Source organism: Buchnera aphidicola (Anoecia corni), assembly GCF_964056675.1.
Taxonomy (GTDB): Bacteria; Pseudomonadota; Gammaproteobacteria; order Enterobacterales; family Enterobacteriaceae; genus Buchnera_E; species Buchnera_E aphidicola_B.
Genome location: NZ_OZ060371.1, coordinates 210,936 through 233,591, shown reverse-complemented (window position 1 = coordinate 233,591; position 22,656 = coordinate 210,936). Strand labels below are relative to the sequence as shown.

At 22.0% G+C, this 22,656-nt stretch carries 16 protein-coding genes; 8 read left to right on the top strand and 8 right to left on the bottom strand.

What is annotated here, in order from left to right; translation table 11 throughout:
• The first annotated feature begins 394 nt into the window (after positions 1-394).
• Positions 395-2,125 (top strand): proline--tRNA ligase, encoded by a 1,731-nt coding sequence (locus tag AB4W63_RS00960; RefSeq protein WP_367681155.1) that lies wholly within the window; start codon positions 395-397, stop codon positions 2,123-2,125.
• A gap of 78 nt (positions 2,126-2,203) precedes the next feature.
• Here AB4W63_RS00960 and dnaE read toward each other — a convergent pair whose 3' ends face one another.
• The 7 genes from dnaE to rpsB form a co-directional block, all read right to left on the bottom strand.
• Entirely contained in the window at positions 2,204-5,710 is a 3,507-nt protein-coding gene (dnaE, locus tag AB4W63_RS00955) for a DNA polymerase III subunit alpha (protein ID WP_367681154.1), read from the bottom strand.
• Between the two features lie 52 nt (positions 5,711-5,762).
• On the bottom strand, positions 5,763-6,341 hold the full coding sequence (locus AB4W63_RS00950) for a ribonuclease HII (RefSeq protein WP_367681153.1): 579 nt from the start codon (positions 6,339-6,341) through the stop codon (positions 5,763-5,765).
• A gap of 174 nt (positions 6,342-6,515) precedes the next feature.
• Positions 6,516-6,944, bottom strand: coding sequence for a 3-hydroxyacyl-ACP dehydratase FabZ family protein (locus AB4W63_RS00945; RefSeq protein ID WP_367681152.1), 429 nt, complete (start codon positions 6,942-6,944; stop codon positions 6,516-6,518).
• 731 nt (positions 6,945-7,675) lie between these two features.
• Positions 7,676-8,245: a ribosome recycling factor gene (gene frr / locus AB4W63_RS00940; protein WP_367681151.1), complete on the bottom strand. Its 570-nt coding sequence runs from the start codon at positions 8,243-8,245 to the stop codon at positions 7,676-7,678.
• 161 nt (positions 8,246-8,406) lie between these two features.
• On the bottom strand, positions 8,407-9,132 hold the full coding sequence (gene pyrH / locus AB4W63_RS00935) for a UMP kinase (protein ID WP_367681198.1): 726 nt from the start codon (positions 9,130-9,132) through the stop codon (positions 8,407-8,409).
• A 200-nt stretch (positions 9,133-9,332) separates the two neighbouring features.
• Entirely contained in the window at positions 9,333-10,130 is a 798-nt protein-coding gene (tsf, locus tag AB4W63_RS00930; RefSeq protein WP_367681150.1) for a translation elongation factor Ts, read from the bottom strand.
• A gap of 189 nt (positions 10,131-10,319) precedes the next feature.
• Entirely contained in the window at positions 10,320-11,027 is a 708-nt protein-coding gene (gene rpsB, locus AB4W63_RS00925; RefSeq protein WP_367681149.1) for a 30S ribosomal protein S2, read from the bottom strand.
• A 299-nt stretch (positions 11,028-11,326) separates the two neighbouring features.
• Here rpsB and map point away from each other — a divergent pair, with 299 nt between their 5' ends.
• Both map and dapD read left to right on the top strand, forming a co-directional pair.
• The gene (map, locus tag AB4W63_RS00920; protein WP_367681148.1) at positions 11,327-12,085 is read left to right on the top strand and encodes a type I methionyl aminopeptidase; all 759 of its coding nucleotides are present in this window, start codon (positions 11,327-11,329) and stop codon (positions 12,083-12,085) included.
• A 270-nt stretch (positions 12,086-12,355) separates the two neighbouring features.
• The gene (gene dapD / locus AB4W63_RS00915; RefSeq protein WP_367681147.1) at positions 12,356-13,186 is read left to right on the top strand and encodes a 2,3,4,5-tetrahydropyridine-2,6-dicarboxylate N-succinyltransferase; all 831 of its coding nucleotides are present in this window, start codon (positions 12,356-12,358) and stop codon (positions 13,184-13,186) included.
• 114 nt (positions 13,187-13,300) lie between these two features.
• Here the strand turns inward: dapD and AB4W63_RS00910 are convergent, their stop codons facing one another.
• Entirely contained in the window at positions 13,301-14,752 is a 1,452-nt protein-coding gene (locus AB4W63_RS00910; RefSeq protein WP_367681146.1) for a trypsin-like peptidase domain-containing protein, read from the bottom strand.
• A 952-nt stretch (positions 14,753-15,704) separates the two neighbouring features.
• Between AB4W63_RS00910 and ilvB the strand changes: the two genes are divergently transcribed.
• From ilvB to AB4W63_RS00885, 5 genes are all read left to right on the top strand, one after another.
• Complete coding sequence (gene ilvB / locus AB4W63_RS00905) at positions 15,705-17,435, top strand: biosynthetic-type acetolactate synthase large subunit (RefSeq protein WP_367681145.1); 1,731 nt, start codon at positions 15,705-15,707, stop codon at positions 17,433-17,435.
• Positions 17,432-17,908 carry an acetolactate synthase small subunit gene (gene ilvN, locus AB4W63_RS00900; protein WP_367681144.1) on the top strand — a complete coding sequence of 159 codons (477 nt, stop codon included), beginning with the start codon at positions 17,432-17,434 and terminating at the stop codon, positions 17,906-17,908. The genes ilvB and ilvN overlap by 4 nt, the downstream gene beginning before the upstream one ends.
• Before the next feature lie 175 nt (positions 17,909-18,083).
• Entirely contained in the window at positions 18,084-19,031 is a 948-nt protein-coding gene (rsmH, locus tag AB4W63_RS00895) for a 16S rRNA (cytosine(1402)-N(4))-methyltransferase RsmH (protein ID WP_367681143.1), read from the top strand.
• A gap of 942 nt (positions 19,032-19,973) precedes the next feature.
• Positions 19,974-20,405 (top strand): hypothetical protein, encoded by a 432-nt coding sequence (locus AB4W63_RS00890; RefSeq protein WP_367681142.1) that lies wholly within the window; start codon positions 19,974-19,976, stop codon positions 20,403-20,405.
• Positions 20,372-21,109 (top strand): FtsW/RodA/SpoVE family cell cycle protein, encoded by a 738-nt coding sequence (locus tag AB4W63_RS00885; protein WP_367681197.1) that lies wholly within the window; start codon positions 20,372-20,374, stop codon positions 21,107-21,109. The genes AB4W63_RS00890 and AB4W63_RS00885 overlap by 34 nt, the downstream gene beginning before the upstream one ends.
• Positions 21,110-22,656 lie beyond the last annotated feature (1,547 nt).

Here is a 22,656-nt window from a genome sequence, read left to right as displayed (position 1 = left end):
ATAAATTATATATATATACTAATTAAGTTTTATTTAATTTTTACTCTCATTTACACCTTAAACTATAAAAAATTTTATACTATTGAAATTAAATAATACTAAATTTACTTACTTTTTTTTTAGTAATAAAACTATAAAATATTTATATAATTTAATTTATTTTGACATATTAACTATAATCAATTCTAAAATTGTATATTATTTTACTGAATTATGTAATATATACACATTAAATAACACATATATGCATTCTTAACAACTATTTAAGAATGTTTCTAAAATAAAGCATTCATTATATCGAAAATTGTTTTATATAAAAAATACAAAAAATTCACTAAATACACATAGTCTACTATAAATCATTCATGCATCTTTAACATAACCTGAGAAAAAGATGAAAACAAACAATTATTTACTCTATACTTTAAAAAAAGTGTCTGATCAAACTGATACAATTAGTAACCGATTAATGTTAAGAGCAGGAATTATTAGAAAAATCTCTTCAGGATTATATACTTGGTTGCCAACTGGAATGAGAGTTATAAAAAAAATTCAAAAAATAATTCAAAAAGAATTAAATAAAAAAAATGCAATCGAAATTAGCATGCCTATATTACAACCAAGTAAAATATGGAAAAATAGTGGAAGGATAAATACTTACGGAAAAGAATTATTAAAAATACATGATCGAAGAAATAAAACATTTATATTAAGTCCTACTCATGAAGAATTAATAACATTATTACTTAAGCAAGAAATAAATTCTTATAAACAATTACCTATTGTCTTATATCAAACACAAACAAAGTTTAGAGATGAAATTAGACCACGATTCGGAGCTATACGAACACGTGAATTTTTAATGAAAGACGCTTATTCTTTTCATTTAAATTCAAGTTGTTTAGATAAAACCTATAAAATCATGTATAAAACATATTCTAAAATATTTAAATTAATGAATATTAATTTTAAAATAGTTGAAGCAAGTTCAAATAATATGGGAGGAAATATTTCTCATGAATTTCAAGCAATTTCAAGTTCTGGAGAAGATAAAATTGCGTTTTCTAAAGATTCTAACTACGCTGCAAACGTAGAAGTCGCTACTATAAAAAATAGTGAAAATAATCAATTTAATATTAATCAAAATAATTATTTATTAAAAAATAAAACATTATTTCAAAAATTAAATAAAATATATATTCAAAAAATAAAAAATTGTTCCATTCCAAATTTAGTAGATACATTTATAGCTAAATATTTTTCTGGTAAAAAATTATGTTTTATCACTTTACTCATAAAAAAGAATCGTCAATTAAATTTAACTAAAATTAAAAATTTAACTTTGTTTTCTTCTCCTATAATATTAGCTACAAAAAAAGAAATTTTTAATCTTACAGGAGTAAGTGACGTCAATACCATCGGACCTATTGGATTAACTATTCCTATAATTTCTGATATAGAAGTAGCAAAAATGAAAAATTTTTCTGTAAAAGCAAATGCTGAAAATTATTTTTTTACTGGAGTAAACTGGATTCGTGATTTAAAAAAACCTTATATAGAAGATATAAGAAATATAGAAAAAGATGATAATGATCCTAAAAACATAACAAAAAAAATAACTATTTCTCCATCAATAGAGATAGCTCACATATTTAAAATTGGTTCAATTTATTCAAAAAAATTAAATTTTTCTATAAAAAATAAAGATAAAAAAGATATTTTTTTAAAAATGGGATGTTATGGAATAGGAATAACTAGATTAATAGCAACTATTATAGATCAACACCATGATAAATATGGAATTATATGGCCGAATTCTATTGCACCTTTTCACGTTGCTATAATACCTATTAATTTTCATAAATCTAATACTGTTAAAAATACTAGTAACAATATATATATAGAATTAAAAAAGAACAAAATTGATACTATACTCGATAACCGAAAAGAATATTTAGGAAAAATGTTTTCTGAAATAGAACTTATCGGTATTCCCCACATACTTATAATAAAAAAAACTCATATTTTAAAAGGAAAAATTGAATACAAAAATAGAAGAGAAAAAAACAATATTCTTATTTCTATAAAAAATGTTTTAAAATTTATAAAACAACAAATTATTTAAAAAATATATAGTATATTTAAAAAAAATTAAATAAACTAATCTCAATTATTAATTTGTTTTTATTGCTGTATAGAAAAATCAATATAAATTTTTACATTTTAACTTTATATTACCTTTTCCTAAAATAAATTTTAAATCATTAAATAATTCATCTACAGGACATACATTCCAATCTTTTCCTAAAAACAACTTCGTAAAACTTTTGTCTTTAAAATAGTATATATACACTGGTATAATTCCTGTATTATACTTTTTTAAAATAATATATAACTTATCTAATATTAAATTACTTACATTTTTTTCATGTATAATTAATTTTATAAAATCAACGTGCTTTTCTCTTAAACCTACTATAGAATTACAAGAAGTGGCTATAAATGTTTGTTTATTTGAATACAAATCAAACTTTACAAATCCATTAACATATATCACATGATTATTCTTAATATATTTTTCATTATCTTTTACAAACTTGCTAAAGATTACTATTCCAATCCTTCCATAATAATCATCTAAAACGAAAGTAATATACATCTTATTATTTTTATCTATTCTTTTATTTACAGATATAATTACTCCAAATAAAGAAATTTCTTTCTTTTTATCAAAGAAATTTTTACTTGTGGTAAAAGAAATATCTTTGATATATCTTTTTACTTCTCTAGAATATCTACGTGCTGGATGATTAGTCAAATAAAAACCTAAAGTTTCATACTCATACATATATATATCTTTTTTTAAAACTAATAAATGCTTACTTTTAACATCACTTTTATTTAACACCTTTAACTCATTCGAAAGTGAACCAAACAAACTTTTTTGTTTCAACATTCGGTATTCTAAATACTTAACAGATGAACGAAAAACATAATTTAACTGTCTTAATAATTCTATTCTACTTCTATTAAACGCATCTAAAACTCCTGACATAATCAACTTTTCTAAAATTTTTTTAGTAATTTTTTTATGATCTATTTTTATACATAAATCAAAAAAACTAGAAAATTGCTTATATTTTTTCCTCATTTCTACTATTGAATTTATAGCAGTTTTTCCAACTCCTTTTATAGCACCCATACCATAAACTATATGGTTGTTTTTATTAACATAAAAAAAATATTCACTATATTTTATACTAGGAGGAACTATTGCAATATTCATTCTTTTTACTTCGTTAACTAAAGTGACAATTCTTTCTGTGTTATCTATTTCTGAACTCATAATTGATGCCATAAAATATGCTGGATAATATGTTTTTAACCATAATGTTTGATACGAAATAAAAGCATATGCTGCAGAGTGAGACTTATTAAAACCATAATCGGCAAAGTTTTCTAATAAACTAAATATTTTTTCTGCAAATAACGTACTAATGTTATTCTTTTTTGCTCCATGTAAAAAAATAGATCTCTGCTTTTTCATTTCTAATATTTTTTTCTTGCTAATCGCTCGTCTTAAAATATCAGCAGCTCCTAAAGTATAACCAGCTAATACTTGAACTATTTTCATAACTTGTTCTTGATACAAAATTATTCCATATGTCGATTTTAATATTGGACGCAACAAATCGTGTTCTAGTTTTTCTATTGGATAAGAAATTCTTTCTTTACCATTTTTTCTATTAATAAAATTATCCACCATTCCAGACTGCAATGGTCCTGGACGAAATAAAGCTATTAAAGCTATTAAATCTTCAAATGAATCTGGCTTTAAACGCAAAATAAGATCTTTCATACCACTAGATTCTAACTGAAATATACCAACAGTATTCGATTGTTGTAAAAAATTAAATACTTTCTTATCTTTTAAAGAGATTCCTTTCATATCTATACACTGTTCGTATAATGTTTTTCTTTCTTTATTTATAATCTTAACTGTATTGTGAATAATAGTTAAAGTTTTTAATCCTAAAAAATCAAATTTAACTAAACCTATTCGCTCTAAATCATCTTTATCAAATTGAGTAATCAAATTTTTTCCAAATGAATCACAATATAATGGAGAAAATTTAAAAATTTTTTTTGGAGCTATAATCACTCCTCCAGCATGTTTTCCTACATGTTTTATCAATCCTTCTAACTTTTTAGCTATAAAAATAATATGACGAACATCAGAATTAATTTTATATAACTCACTTAATTCATTCGATATTTTTAATGCTGAATCTAAACATATTCCAGGATCTAATGGAATTAACTTAGAAATACTATTCATAAAACCATATGGATATCCAAATGCTCTACCAACATCTCTGACTACCGACTTCGCTGTCATAGTTCCAAAGGTTATTATTTGAGATACTAATTCCTTTCCATAAATCTTTGATACATGTTTAATTACTTCATCTCTCCTATCCATGCAAAAATCAATATCAAAATCCGGCATAGAAATACGTTCTGGATTAAGAAATCTTTCAAATAATAGATTTAACTTTATAGGATCTAATTCTGTAATCTTTAATGCATAAGCTACTAAAGAACCTGCTCCTGATCCTCTACCAGGTCCAACTGGTATATCATTTTTTTTTGACCAATTTATAAATTCCATAACTACTAAAAAATATCCCGGGAAACCAATTTGATTAATAATATTTAATTCGTTATTTAATCGATTAAAATATTTTTTACTCATACTTATTCTTTTTTCTTTATTTGGAAAAATAAATTTTAATCTTTCTTCTAATCCTTTCTTAGAAATTTTAATTAAAAGCTTATCTTCAGAAATAGTTTTGTTATAAAAAACAGGTAATAATTTTTTCTTTTGTTTTAATACAACGTTACAACGTTTTGCAATTTCTATACTATTTACTAAAACTTCCGGGATATCTTTGAAAAGAAGACACATTTTATCTTGCGATCGAAAATATTGTTTTTCTGTATAACTATTTTTAAAATTTTTATCGTAAATACTTATACCTTGATTAATAGATAGTCTAACAGTATGAGCATAAAAATCTTCTTCTTTTAAAAAACGTACTTTATTAGTAGCTACTATTGGAATTTTATTCTGATAAGAAAAATCAGCAACCAAATTTAAATAATTACTTTCATTTTCTTCTCCTATTCTAGATATTTCTAAATAATATGATCTAGGAAAATATTTATGATAATATTCTAAATAATTTTTAGCTATTAAATAATTATTTTTTAATAAAGATTGAAGTAAATCTCCATTTTGAGAACTAGAAATTATTATTAATCCTTTTCTAAATTCAGTTAACCATTTTCTAAAAATAAATACCACTGAAACATCTTTGTTATTTTTTTTAAAATCATATGCTTTAGAAATTAAGACGAGAAGATTTTTATATCCTCTATAATTGGAAGCTAATAAAATTATATCAAAAAAAACATTACTGAAATCATTAGAAATAATTTTAGTTTCTAATCCAATTATTGGTTTAATTCCATATTTCTGAGAAATTTTATAAAACTTTAATATTCCAAATAAATTATTATAATCTGTTAAAGCCAAATAAGGCATTTTAAATTCATAAGCTTGTTTAACTAATTGTTCAAGTTTACATATTCCATCTACCATGGAATAATCACTATGAACACTTAAATGAGAAAACTTTTCTTCCAAACTTCAATTCCCTTAATAGTAAAACTATGATAAAAGTATAATAATTCTCTATTTATTGATATAATTTTAACCTATAACTACGACGATGAAATTTAGTAAATCCATATTTTTTTAATGCACATACATGCTGAGATGTACAATATCCTTTATGATTTAAAAAACCATATTTAGGAAAAATTTTATCCAATATCACCATGCTATTATCTCGTGATACTTTAGCTATAATAGAAGCAGCACTTATTTCTTCAACAATATTATCTCCTTTAATAATTGAAACATTAGGAATAGATATATTTAAAGTTTTGACACCATCTATAAATATAAAAGTAGGTTTAATCATTAATCGATTAATTGCTCTTATCATAGATAATTCTATGGCTTTAGATACTCTAAGAATATCTATTTCTTTACAAGAAACTCGTCCTATACTCCATGAATAAGCATTTTTAACTATTTGTTCATATAAAAACAATCTTTTTTTTAAAGATATTTTTTTTGAATCTTGTAGTCCAAATATAGGAAATTTAGAATCTAAAATCACTGCAGAACTAACTATGTCCCCTGCTATTGCACCAACTCCTACTTCATCTATTCCAGCTGTACGTATATAACATGGAAAACTTTTTTTCATAAAAAATATTACTTCCTTAAAAATAAAAATAATTAAATACTATATGATGTTAATTCATAATTTATATATATTATTTAATAAATAAATAATTAGTTTGTTCATTAGAACATAAACATTAAGTTTTACAATTAAAATATACATATTAAATACTTTAATAAATTCAATTATATTGATTCAATTAATGAACTTTCTAACACACGATATATAGAAATTGCATACTATTTTTTGTTCAACTGTTATATACCCTTTAAATTTTGTTATATTATTCCGTGATCTATTTACAAAAACCTTAATTACTAATATATTATTCACAATGATAGGAGATCTAAAATTTAATGTATTAACTTTATATAAATAATATATCTCATTTTTTTTCAGTTTTCCGTTACTAACAAATTCTAGTAAACCACTTGATTGTGCTATTATCTCTAAAATTATAGAACCTGGAAAAATAGGTCTTTCTGGATAGTGAATATTTAAAAAAAAATCATTGTTAACTATTTTTTTTGATGCATATAAGTATTTATTTTTTTTATACGATATTACTTTCTCAACAAGTAAAAATGGAAAAGAATGAGATAAAAAGTCAGGTATATTAATCATATAAAATATAAATGTCCTTTATTTTTATAAAATAAAACAAAAATTGTAAAAATAACCATTTTCAACTTTGTTATTACAAATAACTTTATATAACTATTATTTCAATAAATATATTTATCAATTACTTAATATAATAGATAGTAAATAAACACTTCTAGTGTTAATACTTTTCTGTTAAAATACCTTATTCTTAAATCACTTTTTTCTATACCTATTATTATATATAGTAATATATTCTTATTTTATAAATAATACTTATATATTTATATTTAATATTTTATACAGCTAAAACTAAATAAAAAAAATTTATACATTTATAATTACTTAATATTACATATCTTCAATAAAAATTATATTTTTATTTGTTATCTATTATTTTTAATTAATATTTATTATTTTTTTTAAAATTTAAATAAAATAAATAAAATAAAAAAGTTGATAACTATACATAAATGTAAAATAAATTGTTGTTTATATACATATTGTTATTTTCTTAATTTTTTTAAAATTATACAATATATACATTATTTATTTTATTTTAAAAAAAAACGTATTGTTTATAAAACAATAAACATTATTAAAATAATACAAAATAAATTACTTCTAATACTTATTAGAACTTATTTTCTATTACAATAATTAATAACATTTCAATATATGTATTATAGTAGTGTAAATTAAAATTTTTCGTATTTAAATACGAAAAATTATATTTAAAACTATATTTCTAATCATATAGTTAGAATGTTATTCTTCTTCTTTAAAACCAAAAACTCTATTTTTTTCATATAATCATTGGTTAAATCCTGAATAGCATTCTGAGTGATATACTCTTCATCATTACTAATTATTTTTTTTTTTTTTCTATTTTTTATCTTTTCATTAGCTTCGCGTCTTATATTTCTAATACTAATTTTTGCCTTTTCAGCGTCATGATTTAATAATTTTATAAATTCTTTTCTTCTTTCTTCAGTTAAAACAGGTATAAAAACTTTTATACTATCTCCTACTATTACAGGATTTAATCCTAAATTAGATTTCATGATACTTTTTTTTACTACAGAACGTATAGAAGAATCAAAAGTGTTAATTTTTAATGTATGCGAGTCCTCAACAACTATACTTGATATTTTTCTTAATGGGACTATATTATTATAGTATTCTATACTAATAGAATCTAACAAAGAAGATGTAGCTCTTCCGGTACTAATCTTTTTAATAGATTCTTTAAAAGAATCTATACACTTATCCATTTTCAGATAAACATCTTTTTTTAAATCATTCATAATACTACTCTCCATACTAATATTTACAAAACACTACATATATGTATACTTTATTCATATTTAGTAACACAAAATCACTAAATAAATGTTTTTTTTAAAAAAATACTACTAATAGTTTTAAAAAATTGAATTAAACTAAATTAAATAAGAAATATTTTTATATAATTTTTTATACATCAACATCCAATAAATGTTCCTTCTTTAACGCCAGTAACAATCTTATACAATAAACCTGGAGTATTTATATTAAAAACACAAATCGGAATTTTATAGTCTCGCGCCAAAATAAACGCTGATAAATCCATTATTTTTAACTCTTTATCTAATACTTCTTTGTAACTTAATTTATGATACATTACTGCATTTAACTTTTTTTTTGGATCAGCTGAATATACACCATTCACATTTGTTCCTTTTAATACTATCTCTGATTTAGTTTCAATAGCTCTCAAACATGCAGCTGAATCTGTAGTAAAACATGGATTACCTGTCCCTCCCCCAAAAATAATTACTATGTTACTAGAAAGCAGTTTTATAGCTTTATCTAAATTAAAACTTGAACATATTCCTTTTATAGGAAAAGACGACATTAAATACGATTGAATTTTTTTCTGAAATAAAATATCTCTAATAGCTAATCCATTAATAATGGTTGATAACATTCCTATATGATCTGCTACAATATGATTAACTCCTATATTAGTTAAACTTGAACCTCTAAACAAATTTCCACCTCCAATCACGATAGAAACTTGTATTCCTAACTGTACTATTGCTTTTATATCTTTTGCTATACGATATAAAAAAAACTGATTTATACCGGTTTTTTTTTCGTTTTGTAAAGATTCTCCACTCAATTTTATTAATACTCGATTATATACTTTTTTTTTATAAATACACATTTTCATTATTTTATATCCACTATAAAGCTACTTAATACAAAATGAATACTAACTTTAAATAATTCATTTTTTGATAAAATATAAACATTTTTATCTATTTAAAGGAACTTAAATTATCAGTTCCTCTAAACAAATATTTAAAATTAATTATCTTTTATACAATGATTAATTTTATTAAATATAATTTAATAACTATGTATTTAACGACCTAATTCAAACCGAATATAGTTCTTTACTAAAAACTTATGTTTTAACAACACATCTTTTACTTTTTTAGTATTATCTAATAAAAAATTTTGTTCCATCAAACAAATGCTGTTTATATATTTTTGCATTCTACCTTCCAATACTTTTTTTATAACAAAATCTTGTTTATTTATTTTTTTTGATAAGTTTAATTGTATTTCATGTTCTCTATCCATAACATCTTTAGGAATATGATCAGACGAAAGATACTCTGGATCATTTGCTGCAATATGCATAGCTAACTGATGTAAAATGTCTTTTTCAACATTTTTAAAATCACTAGATACCAATACTCCTATTCTAGAATTATGCATATACGATCCTAAACTCTCCCCATTTAAAAATTTAATTCTACGAATTAAAATATTTTCTGAAAACTGATTAATAAAAGATGATCTTTTTTTTTCAAAAATATTTTTTAATTCATGAATATCTTCTAGTTTTTTTTCAATAGCTATTTTTGCTAAATCTGTACCTATTAAATTAAACTCCTTACTACGGGAAGCAAAATCAGTTTCAGAATTTATTTCTAAAATAACTCCAGAATTATTTTTAATTTTTAAAAAGATAGAACCTTGCAAAGTTGTATTTCTTATTTTTTTTTTAGCGTTTCTTATACCAGATTTCCTAAGATAATCTATAGCTAATTCTATATTTCCATTTGATTCTATTAAAGCTTTTTTACACTCTAGTATACCTACTCCCGTTCTTATTCTTAAACTCTTTACAAGAGAAGCTGAAACATTTTCCATATTGAAACTCTCTTTGTTAAAAAAAATAATTTTTAATATATATAAAACATATAATTTCAACTGTTTTAAATAATATATTTCTATACAAGTTTAGTCAAACAAACTATTTAATATCTGCACATAAAATGCATTTAACATTAACTGACATGACAATTAGCAAAATATTACATTACAAAATATGCAAAAATTCTATTTATTCTTTTTAATAATTATTTTTTTTTCACTACTCTTTTGAAGAATAGACACTACTGTATGTAGATATAATTTTATAGCTCTAATAGCATCATCATTACCAGGAATAATAAAATCAACTCCTTCTGGATTAGAATTTGTATCAACTATAGAAAACACTGGTATACTAAGATTATTAGCTTCTTTTATAGCAATATTTTCATATTCAGCATCTATGACAAAAATAGCATCAGGTAACCCTCCCATCTTTTTTATTCCACCCAAACTTTTTTCTAATTTATCCAATTCTCTTAATCTTAAAAGTCGTTCTTTTTTAGTTAATTTATCTAATGTACCATCTTCTAATTGAATTTCTAAATCCTGTAGCCGTTTTATCGATTGTCTTACAGTTTTCCAATTAGTTAACATTCCACCTAACCAACGATGATTAACATAAAATTGCTTACAGTTCATAGCTGCTATTTTTATTTCTTTACTTGCTGCTTTTTTAGTACCAATAAATAATATCTTTCCATTTCTATAAAATATTTTTTTTAATTCACATAAAGCTATATTAAATAACGGTAAAGATTTTTCTAAATTAATAATATGTACTTTGTTACGTGATCCAAAAATAAAAGGTTTCATTTTTGGATTCCAATAACGCGTTTGATGACCGAAATGCACTCCTGCTTTTAACATATCCTTCATTGAAATAATATGCATGACAACTCCAAATAATTCACATTAATGATTTTATAAATTAACTACATATATATAATATTTTAATAAATTTTTTTTTAACTTCAACTTAATAAATAAGATTAAATTGCTAAAACTTAATTTATCTATAATATACTGCTACAGTATATCATTTATTATTATGATTATTTTAGTTTATAATATTGTTGTATATACACTTACACGCTAAAATTTTAATTTTTAATAAAAAAACAAAATTAAATATTTTGTAAAATTAAATATTTTTTATGTAACTCAACTATATAGTATAATTTAGGTAAAGAATGACTAGCACTCTAATCAAAACAAGTCAAGAAATTAAAAAAATGAGAATCGCGGGAAAATTAACTTCAGAAGTGTTAAACATGATTGAACCATTTCTTATTCCAGGAATTTCAACAGGCGAAATTGATCGTATCTGCCATAACTTTATAATAAAACAACAAAAAGCTATTCCAGCTTGTTTAGGATATAATGGATTTCCAAACTCTATTTGTACATCAATAAATGACGTAGTATGCCACGGTATTCCTAGCTATACAGAATACCTTAAAGAAGGAGATATTATTAACATCGATGTAGCAGTTATTAAAAATGGATATCATGGAGATGCTTCTAAAATGTTTATTATAGGTAATACTACAAAACAACTTAAAAAACTATGCCGAATTGCAGAAAACAGCTTATCTTTAGCTCTAGAAAAAATAAAACCTGGAGTTTATTCTTCTATTATTGGAAAAACAATACAAAAATATGTAGAAAGCAATAAATTTTCCGTAGTTCGAAACTATTGCGGACATGGAATAGGAAAAATGTTTCATGAAAAACCTGAAATTTTACATTTTTATAATAAAAAAATAAAAGGCATCAAAATAAAAAAAAATATGACTTTTACAGTAGAACCTATGATTAACATTGGAAGCCACAATGTACAATGCATGCAGGATGGATGGACAGTAAAAACAATAGATCATAGCTATTCTGCTCAATATGAGCATACTGTTTTAGTTACAGAATATGGATGTGAAATTCTTACTCTATAAATCATAATTTATACCCCTACTTATAAAAAACATTGCTATACTATGTATTTTTAATATTTGTGTATTTACTGTATAAAATCTAACTCTGTTTATAATAATTCGTTATATTAAATTAGACTAAAATCTACTTTTTTTAGAAAATACTTTAAATTATACAAAAAAAATGTTTCTATATTAGAAATATTTATCATATATACCTATATATGATCTATAATATCAAGTTAGATACTATTTAAAACCATTAATATTACTTATAGGAAATATTCATTTATGGAAAATTTAAAAAAAATAATCAATGAATCTTATGAAAAAAAAGATACTTTAGATATTGACAATATCGATTCCTCTATCTCTGAATCTATCGATAAAACTATTAGTTTGCTAAATTCCGGTACATTACGTGCAGCAGAAAAAAAAAATGATTCATGGATAGTTAATGAATGGGTTAAAAAAGCTATTTTATTAGCATTTTTAACAAAAGAAAATTCTATATTCCACGCTCTTGAAACCTGTTACTACGATAAAATCCCATTAAAATACAGTGACTATGATGAATCTCAATTTCAGAAAGATAACGTAAGAATTGTACCGTTATCTACTGTAAGAAACGGAGCGTTTATAGGTAAAAATAGCGTTCTAATGCCAAGTTATGTAAATATAGGAGCATACATAGGAGAAAACTCTATGATAGATACTTGGTCAACTATAGGATCTTGTGCTCAAATAGGAAATAATGTTCATATTTCAGGAGGAGTTGGTATTGGAGGCGTTTTAGAACCTATTCAATCTTCACCTACAATTATTGAAGATAACTGCTTCATTGGAGCTAGATCTGAAATAGTTGAAGGTGTTATTGTTGAAGAAGGATCAGTAATATCCATGGGAGTTTATATTGGAAAAAGTACAAAAATTTATGATAGAGAAAATGACAAAATCTATTATGGACGAGTACCAAGTCAATCTGTAGTAGTACCCGGCAATCTACCTTCAAAAAATGGAAAATATGGATTGTACTCCGCTATCATAGTAAAAAAAGTAGACCATAAAACATTAAGTAAAGTAGAATTAAATAAATTACTTAGAAATATATATCAAGATTAGTTTTTGATATTTAATTTTTATAAATTTTTTTTAAATCATTAGTTGTCCTACTTTTTATAATCTTTATAAATACTAGGACAACTAATAAAAAATATATATATTTTATATTTGTAATTAACTACAAATAACATATACTATTTGATTGTTCCTTAAAACTTTAAAAACCAGTAATGTACATTTTTTATCTAAATTTTTTTTTAAATCTTCTAAATCTATAACGAAATGTTTATTTACTGATATGATTATATCATTTTTTTTAAATCCCTTGATATCTGCATGAGAACCTTTTTTGATAGAATTTATCTTTACACCTTTATTATCTACTCCATCCATTTTATAACTAAAATTACATAACTTAGATCCTAAAAAAAACCGATCAACATATTCTGATATAATGTTTTTTCCCTTTTCGTTTTCTTCTACTGTTATATTAATAAAAAACATGGAATTATTTCTTATTACACCCAATCTTACTTTAGATCCACGTTCTGCAACTAATGTTTCTGAAACTAATTCAGGAAAATTAGTAATTGGTCTGTTATTAAAAGAAACAATTACATCTCCAGCACGCAATCCTTCTTTTTTTGCAGAAGTATTATCATCTACTTTAGTTATAAAAGCCCCATCGATTTTAGACATTCCTACAGATTCAGCTATGTTTTGTTCTGAATCAACTCCACAAATTCCTAAATACCCACGATGAACAGAACCATATGAAATTAGTTGTTGACTAATAATTTTTACTACATATGCTGGTATAGCAAAACCTATTCCTACATTACCACCTGCTGGACTAAAAATAGCAGAATTCACCCCTATTAATTCTCCTTTTAAATCAACCAACGCTCCTCCAGAATTTCCATTGTTAATAGCCGCATCAGTTTGAATAAAATTTTCATACTTACTCAAATTTAAACCACTTCTTCCAATATTTGATATTATTCCTGTTGTTACAGTATCAGGTAAACCGTATGGATTACCTATAGCTATAGTACTATCTCCAACTTTTAACTCTTTACAATCAGAAAGTTTTATTTCTTTTAACTTATTTATTTCTTCAACCTTAATTACAGCTAAATCAGTACATGGATCTGTTCCTATAACACTTGCTAAATAATAATAATTGTCATACGTTCTAACAATAATACATGTAGCGTTATCTACTACATGATTATTAGTAACAATATATCCATTATTAGAGTCAATAATTACACCTGACGCAAGTGCTTTAAACTTTTTTCTGATTTCATAATTATTATTATTTTTTTTACAAAAAAAGTATTTTTTTAAAAATGTAATTCGTTTTGTATTTTTATTTTTTTTATTTTCAGAAGTACTATCTTGATTTTTAATTTTTTGATTATCTACAGTTATCATTCCATCAACATAAATACTAACAACCGAAGGAATAGCTTTTTGTATTACTGAAGAAAAGCTATCCTGAATTACCTTAGAAGACGTTTGTGCAAAAGAATTTGATAACAAAGAAACACAAAAAAAACAAAAAAAATATAAAAAAAATAATGCTTTTAATAAAAAATCATAAAAAAAACGTATTGTTTTCATATATCTACTCAAAATAATTTAATTTCGTTTTAAACAACTTATTTTTTATAATATAAAATATATATGTATATATTTTTTACTATATGCATACATATTTTTTATATAATTTATATATATAAGCTATTTTTAAAAATAATCTCATTACTATTCAATCACTATTTTAATTATAACTAAAGAAAAAATTTGCAAAAATAAATGTATAGCTAGCTAATTAAATAAATTTAAAATAAGTATAAAACTAGTATTGCTAAAATCACATGCCATGTTTTAAATAAATGAACTAATATATTTTTTTTTAATAAAAAAAATATATATTAATAATTTATTGATATTACATAAAAATTTCTAGTATTACGATGATTACTAAAAATTAAAAAATACATATATATATACATGTACATACATATATGCGTATAAATTAAAAATCACTATAATATTTTACAATAACAATCTATTTTAAAAAAAGTTACACATATTCTACGCACAATGTTTCACTTTGTTACTAAAAAACACCCATAATTTTATACATATAAAATATATAGTTTTTTACTTTTTAAAACATACTAATGCTTTTTTTTAAAAAATCACTTATATACATTTCTTAAATTCATTAAATAACTAATATCTTTTATAATAATTAAATTTTATTAGAAATTAATAATAATCAAAATTAAACCATAAAAATAATTTATTTAATTAGATCAATTTAAAGATATCTGTTGAAAACAATTTACTACCAAATTAATTCTTTTAATATTAGTATCAAAATACTTAATACAACATATATAACATGTAAAAAAATGACTACCTTCTATAAAATGTGATATGTTTATATATAATAAATTCAATATTTTATTAAAAATACTCAACTCCAATCAAATTAATTCTCATAAAATGTATAACTATATATAGATATATATTTAAAATGAAAATTTTACTATTAGGAAAATAAATGAAATTATTATCTGGTGCTGAAATAGTTATTCAATCTCTAATAGATCAAAAAGTAGAATATATTTTTGGTTACCCTGGAGGAGCTGTTTTAGATATTTACGACGCTTTAAAAACTAGTGAAAAAAAAATAAATCATATTTTAGTAAGACACGAACAAGGAGCTACTCACATGGCTGATGGTTACTCTAGATCTACTGGAAAAACAGGAGTTGTTCTAGTAACATCAGGTCCTGGAGCAACTAATTCTATTACCGGAATAGCTACTGCCTTTATGGATTCAATACCCATGGTTATTATTTCAGGACAAGTAGCTTTACATCTTATAGGATACGATGCTTTTCAAGAATGCGATATGATTGGAATATCCCGTCCTATAGTAAAACATAGCTTTTTAGTTCAATCTGTCGAAAATATAGCAGAAACTATAAAAAAAGCTTTCTGGATCGCTTCTACAGGAAGACCTGGACCTGTTGTAGTAGACCTACCTAAAAATATACTTAATCCACAAAATAAAATACCGTATTGCTGGCCTAAAACTATAAAGTTTAAATCATATAATCCTGAAATTCCAATAGATAAAAAACAAATACAAATTGCTTTAGAATTGTTAATACAAGCTAAAAATCCTGTAATTTACATAGGAGGAGGTGTTATAACTTCCAACAGCCATCAAGAAATAAGAAAATTAGCTGAAAACCTAAACATTCCTGTAACTACTTCACTTATGGGTTTAGGAGGATTTCCGGGAAATCATACTCAAAGTATTGGCATGTTAGGAATGCACGGAACATATGAAGCTAATATGGCAATGCATTATGCAGATGTCATTTTTGCTGTTGGAGTTCGATTTGATGATAGAACTACAAATGAAGTTAAAAAATATTGTCCAAACGCAAAAATTATACACATTGATATTGATTCAACTTCTATATCAAAAATAATAACAGCTCAAATACCAATTTTAGGCCATGCAAAAGACGTTTTAAGAGAAATAAATTCTTTACTAAAAAATAAAAAAATTAAGAGAAATAGAAATTCACTTTCTATATGGTGGAAAAAAATAAAACAATGGAGAAACAAAAAAAGTTTACATTATAAAAAAAATACAAAAAAAATAAAACCTCAATTAGCTATAGAAACTATTTGGAAATTAACAAAAGGAAAAGCTTTTATTACTTCAGATGTAGGTCAACATCAAATGTTTACAGCTTTATATTACTTATTTGAAAAACCTCGACGTTGGATCAATTCTGGAGGTTTAGGAACTATGGGATTTGGTTTTCCAGCGGCTTTAGGAGTAAAATTAGCTTTTCCAAAAGAAACTGTTATTTGTATTACAGGAGACGGTAGCATTCAAATGAACATTCAAGAGTTATCCACTGCCATGCAATACAATATACCTATACTTATCATGAATTTAAACAACGAATGTCTAGGTATGGTAAAACAATGGCAAGACATGCTATACTCTGGACGACATTCTCATTCTTATATGGAATCTCTACCTGACTTTGTAAAACTATCAGAGTCTTACGGACATGTAGGAATTAGAGTAAATTCTCCAATAGAACTATCTGAAAAATTAACGTTAGCTCTTAAAAATTTATCTAAAAATAAACTAGTTTTTGTAGACATTATAATCGATAGCTCTGAACACGTATATCCTATGCAAGTAAAAGGAGGAGCTATGAATGAAATGATTTTAAGGAAAAATCTATCTAAAAAATGAAACGAACTTTATCTTTAATCTTAGAAAACGAACCAGGATCTCTCTCTCGTGTAGTAGGACTATTTTCTCAAAGAGGATACAATATAGATAGTATTAACGTCTCGGCAACAAACGATGTTACTCTGTCTAATGTTTTCATTCAAACTAGAGGAAATGAAAATACTATAAAACAAATTCAAAAACAATTAAAAAAACTAATTAATATAATAAACGTAATAGAAATATCAGAAAATTCTCATATATCACGTCAAACATCATTAATTAAAATAAAAAATATTGATTCTATCAATGAAAAAATTAAAAAACATTGTAAAATATTTAAAGCGAAAATAATTTATATTTCCCGTTCACATTACATTATACAAGTAACTGAAAAACCTGAAAAAATAAAATCGTTCATTTTAATAATTAAAAGTTTTGCTACAATTTTAGAAACATGCACATCTGGAATTATTGGAATGAATAATAAATAAATTTATTGATAAAATCAGTAAACTTAAAATACTAAATCAACATATAGATGTCAAAGCAAAAAAATAATTCTTTATGACCTCTAAATGTATCCTACTTTCGCTATTTATTTAAAATAACAAAAAATTTTAAAAATAATTTAATTAATTTAACAATATTCAGTTTTACAAAAAATCTATGCATAACTATAAATTTAAAACACTTCACACTGCAGTATTTCTAAATGAAGCTATTGAATCTCTTAAAATAAAAAAAAAAGGAATTTATATCGATAGCACATTTGGATATGGAGGTCATTCTTCTTTAATACTAAAAAATTTAAGTTCTGAAGGAAAACTTTTTGCTATAGATACAGATCCTGATGCTATTACACACTCTAAAATTATTAAAGATTCAAGATTTAAAATAGAAAATAATGTTTTTTCAAATATTTTTAATTTTTCAAAAAAAAATAATATTTTAAAAAAAACTAATGGAATACTATTTGATTTAGGAGTTTCTACTCCCCAAATTGATTCTTCTAAACGAGGATTTTCATTTATGAAAGATGGTCCTCTTGATATGCGAATGAATCCAAAAAAAGGAATTTCAGCGTCACAATGGTTATTAAAATCTAAACAAGAAAAAATAGAAAAAGTACTACGAGAATATGGAGAAGAACGTTACGCAAAAAAAATATCTTATGCAATAAAAAAACAAAATTCAATAAAACCTATTGTAACTACTAAACAATTAGCTAATTTAATTGCTAAAATAATACCAAAAAAAATAAAAAAATTTAAACATCCGGCAACTAGAAGTTTTCAAGCCATTCGAATAAAAATAAATAGAGAATTAGAAGAAATCAAAATCGCATTACAACAATCATTAAATATTTTAGCTCCAAAAGGTCGTATTGTTGTAATTAGCTTCCATTCTTTAGAAGACCGAATTGTAAAAAAATTTTTTAGTAAATACAGCAAAAATAGATTTATTCCAAAAGGTATTCCTATTACAGAAAAAGAAATTTCTTTATCTAACTCAATAAAATTAAAATTAATTTCAAAAAAAATACCCAATAAACATCAAATTATTTCAAATCCAAGATCTAGAAGTGCTATTCTTAGAACAGCTGAATTGATTTAATACATGTATACTTATATAAATATATAAGATAAAAACTGGAAACATTTAAAAAATTTTTTTTCTAAGAAAATCTATATTTAATAAAAAATTTAAACAATGCAAATAAAATTCATTTAAAATAATAAATTAATGGCACAATATATATATATATAATTCAATCTGACAACTGTTGTTTATTAACTATAAATTATTATATTATATATATATAGTTATAAAAAAAAACTGAACCTCAATATATCTATATTCAAATTATACCTTACATATAAAAAAATAATATACATTTTAATGATTATAAATTTTACTGCATATAAAAAAATAATTATCAAAATTCTATAAATATTTATTAAAAATAAAAATTATCTGTAATCTCTAATTGTATAATTTGAGTACTCTCGTAAAACTTATACAATGATAATTATGTTTTATTACATTAAAACATTTTGTTGTTTTTTAATACTTAAATTAATGTATTTTATTATTTTAGTAATAAATAAAATTTATATGTATCGTATATAAGTTTTTAAATAAAACGTCATAATAAATTACATTCGATATTATAATTAATATGTATCATATTTATTAAATTTAAATAATGTTTAACCTAATAAAACCAAATAATTTTTAAACTTTAAATAAAATTTAAAAAAGATTATAATCTAACTTCACAAAGTAAAAAAATTAGTTTTAATAATGATTAAATTATGTTTTGAAATAAAAATTAATTTTCTATAAATTTTACATTTACTACATAACTCTTAGAATTACAACTATCATTATTTATTCTATTAATTAAATATAAAAATAGTAAAATTTTTTATATATTATTTTTTGTTTTACCATTATTATTAAAAATAAAATTTTTCATAAATTCATTAAAATCATCACTACAACTAATTAAATTTTATATATAAATATTATTCAATACTAAAAATAGTGAAAAAAATGTATACTTTTTCTATAAAATCATATAAATCTTTATTCAGATGGTTTATTATTCTAACAAACTTTATTTTATATACTATGTTATTTTCTATTCCAAATACAATAAAAAAAGAAAATATACTATTTCAATCAATGTTATTAATTCAACATAATTTTCTTTATTTAACACTTCTAACAATAACGACTTATATAATATTATATCTTCCTCTTTCTTTTTGGAAAAAAAATAATAATACTATACTTCAAACAATTTTTATAACACTCTTTTTAATAATTTTTCTAAAAAATTTTCAATACTCGCTAAAAATAATTGTTAATTATAATAGTATATTTTTACAAATTCTAGAATTAATTAAATTATTTTTTTTTATTTATACTGCTAGTTATTGCTCTAGAAAATTAAAAAAAAAAAAAATATTTGGAATATTATAAAACTAATAATTGTATTAACAATAACATGCAGTTTTTTTCTTTTTGAAAAAGATATAAAAAATGCTTTTATTCTTTTTATTACAACGATATATTTAATATGCTTAACTAATAGAAGAAAAAAACTATTTTTTTTAACTATTTTTCCTTCTACAACATTACTATTTATAAATTTTAATTTAATAAAAAATTATTCTATAAAAAATATGTTTTTTGTTTTAAAACTATTATTAATAACAATTACATCTAACATACAAATTATTAACAACATATTAAATTACAAATATATAAATTTATCATATAGCACAATTAATAATTTTAATAATAAATATTATTTCCTAAAAAATACTAATTTATACTCGGCTTTCATTTTTATTTCTAAAAAATTAAGCTTCTTTTATTTTTTTTATTTAATTTTTATTATTATTTTTCTAATTATATATATAAAAAAAATTGGAGAAAAATCTCTCAAAAAAAATAATAATTTTTCTGGATTTTTTGCATCATCTTGTTCTATTTGGTTTTTAACTCAAACAATAGTTAATATGTTTAATATTGCTCAACATAACACAACATCAATTCCAATACTTCCTTTTTTAATTTATGGTAAAGCTAACTTTATATCTATTTGGATAGCAATATTAATTATAATAAAAATTGATTTTTTGAAAAAAAAAAAATTATACCAAGCTTTTTATAAAATTTAACTACACTTCATTAATAATTTATAAAATATACTATCAACAATTAATATTATTAATATAATAAATAATATTAATTTAATACAAAAATTAAATTTTAATCTTAATAAACAAAATATATTTAATAGCAATACTTCGAATTAATTTTGACATATAAATAAAAAGTATTTCAAATCTAGATTAATTACTATTAATACGCTTATATATTTTATATACACATCTTACTAATATTTACTAACCAGTAAAAAAAAATTACTATGAATAATAAAAATATATAAAATCATACATTAAACTATCCAAAATTTATTTACTATTCCAAATATTTTTATTTCTACTAAAAAAATAGAAGTACTGTTCGAAAAATATTCATTTTTAATACAAATTAAAACTCTCTCTACATAATTATTCAAAAAAAATCATTATATTTCTAATACAACATAAAAGTACGTTTTACAACTATTAACCAATATTGTTTTTAAATTATAAAAAAAATAATACGACTACTATTTACATTCAATTAATATATAAATGTTTTTACCTTTAACACAATCAAAGAAATTTTTAACTTTAGCAATTACTATGAAACTTTATATTTTTAATCTACTAAAACTTTAAAAACAATATTTATCTTTAAAAAAAATGTGTAAATGTATCATTTATTGTAAACAAAATTATTACAAGTTAAATTTTTTTAAAAAAAAATATTATTTCTTTATTAAAATCAATATAATCTAAACCACTAAAAAAACACTATCTAAATAATTTGTAAAAATTTTTTTATATATAGAATTTACAATTAAATTAATCTAGTTTTACTTATTTAATAACATTCATCAAACTTAGATTATAAAATTTTTTCTATAAATTCTTATCTATTAATATACTGTTAATTCTAACAATAAAAAATTTTGTTTTACCTTAAAAATAAAATATAAAGATTAATATATAAAATAATATTCATTACTAAAATTTAAAATAAAAATATAAAAATTAAAAGTAATATATATCTTTCCAAGATTAAAAAACAAATAACTATTAATAAAGAAATATCTATCTTTAATAATAGTTAACATAATTTTTATAAAAAAAATCTAAGTACATATCATTATAAAAAATACATATACATATGTTTAAATATATGTATACATAAATATATTTATATAGAAAAATAATGAAATGCATATATATTTAATTAAAATTAATCTAAAAGTTATAATCAAAACTAACTATTTAGCAATGCAAATTTCAGAAATCTAATAAGTTTACATATAGTTATGTATATTTAATAAAATGTCATTATACTACAAAAAACTAAACATAACATTTTTTATATATACTTAAAATACATACATAAAATTTATTTAAAAAACAATATATACTAATATAATATCTTTTACATAAACTCCTGTTAAAAAATTCTATTTCAGTCCCACTAACACATTTAATAAATATACATTACATATAATGTAACAAAATGAGTTAAATTAATACTATTTTTGTAAAATTTAAAATATAAATAAATTATAAAAATTATTTTTTTAAAAATAATCCTA

What these genes read in the sequence shown, in the direction of transcription:
- AB4W63_RS00960 (WP_367681155.1), top strand. Translation starts at nt 395, where the DNA reads ATGAAAACAAACAATTATTTACTCTATACTTTAAAAAAAGTGTCTGAT.
- AB4W63_RS00950 (WP_367681153.1), bottom strand. Translation starts at nt 6,341, where the DNA reads ATGAAAAAAAGTTTTCCATGTTATATACGTACAGCTGGAATAGATGAA.
- AB4W63_RS00945 (WP_367681152.1), bottom strand. Translation starts at nt 6,944, where the DNA reads ATGATTAATATACCTGACTTTTTATCTCATTCTTTTCCATTTTTACTT.
- frr (WP_367681151.1), bottom strand. Translation starts at nt 8,245, where the DNA reads ATGGAGAGTAGTATTATGAATGATTTAAAAAAAGATGTTTATCTGAAA.
- pyrH (WP_367681198.1), bottom strand. Translation starts at nt 9,132, where the DNA reads ATGTGTATTTATAAAAAAAAAGTATATAATCGAGTATTAATAAAATTG.
- tsf (WP_367681150.1), bottom strand. Translation starts at nt 10,130, where the DNA reads ATGGAAAATGTTTCAGCTTCTCTTGTAAAGAGTTTAAGAATAAGAACG.
- rpsB (WP_367681149.1), bottom strand. Translation starts at nt 11,027, where the DNA reads ATGCATATTATTTCAATGAAGGATATGTTAAAAGCAGGAGTGCATTTC.
- map (WP_367681148.1), top strand. Translation starts at nt 11,327, where the DNA reads ATGACTAGCACTCTAATCAAAACAAGTCAAGAAATTAAAAAAATGAGA.
- dapD (WP_367681147.1), top strand. Translation starts at nt 12,356, where the DNA reads ATGGAAAATTTAAAAAAAATAATCAATGAATCTTATGAAAAAAAAGAT.
- AB4W63_RS00910 (WP_367681146.1), bottom strand. Translation starts at nt 14,752, where the DNA reads ATGAAAACAATACGTTTTTTTTATGATTTTTTATTAAAAGCATTATTT.
- ilvB (WP_367681145.1), top strand. Translation starts at nt 15,705, where the DNA reads ATGAAATTATTATCTGGTGCTGAAATAGTTATTCAATCTCTAATAGAT.
- ilvN (WP_367681144.1), top strand. Translation starts at nt 17,432, where the DNA reads ATGAAACGAACTTTATCTTTAATCTTAGAAAACGAACCAGGATCTCTC.
- rsmH (WP_367681143.1), top strand. Translation starts at nt 18,084, where the DNA reads ATGCATAACTATAAATTTAAAACACTTCACACTGCAGTATTTCTAAAT.
- AB4W63_RS00890 (WP_367681142.1), top strand. Translation starts at nt 19,974, where the DNA reads ATGTATACTTTTTCTATAAAATCATATAAATCTTTATTCAGATGGTTT.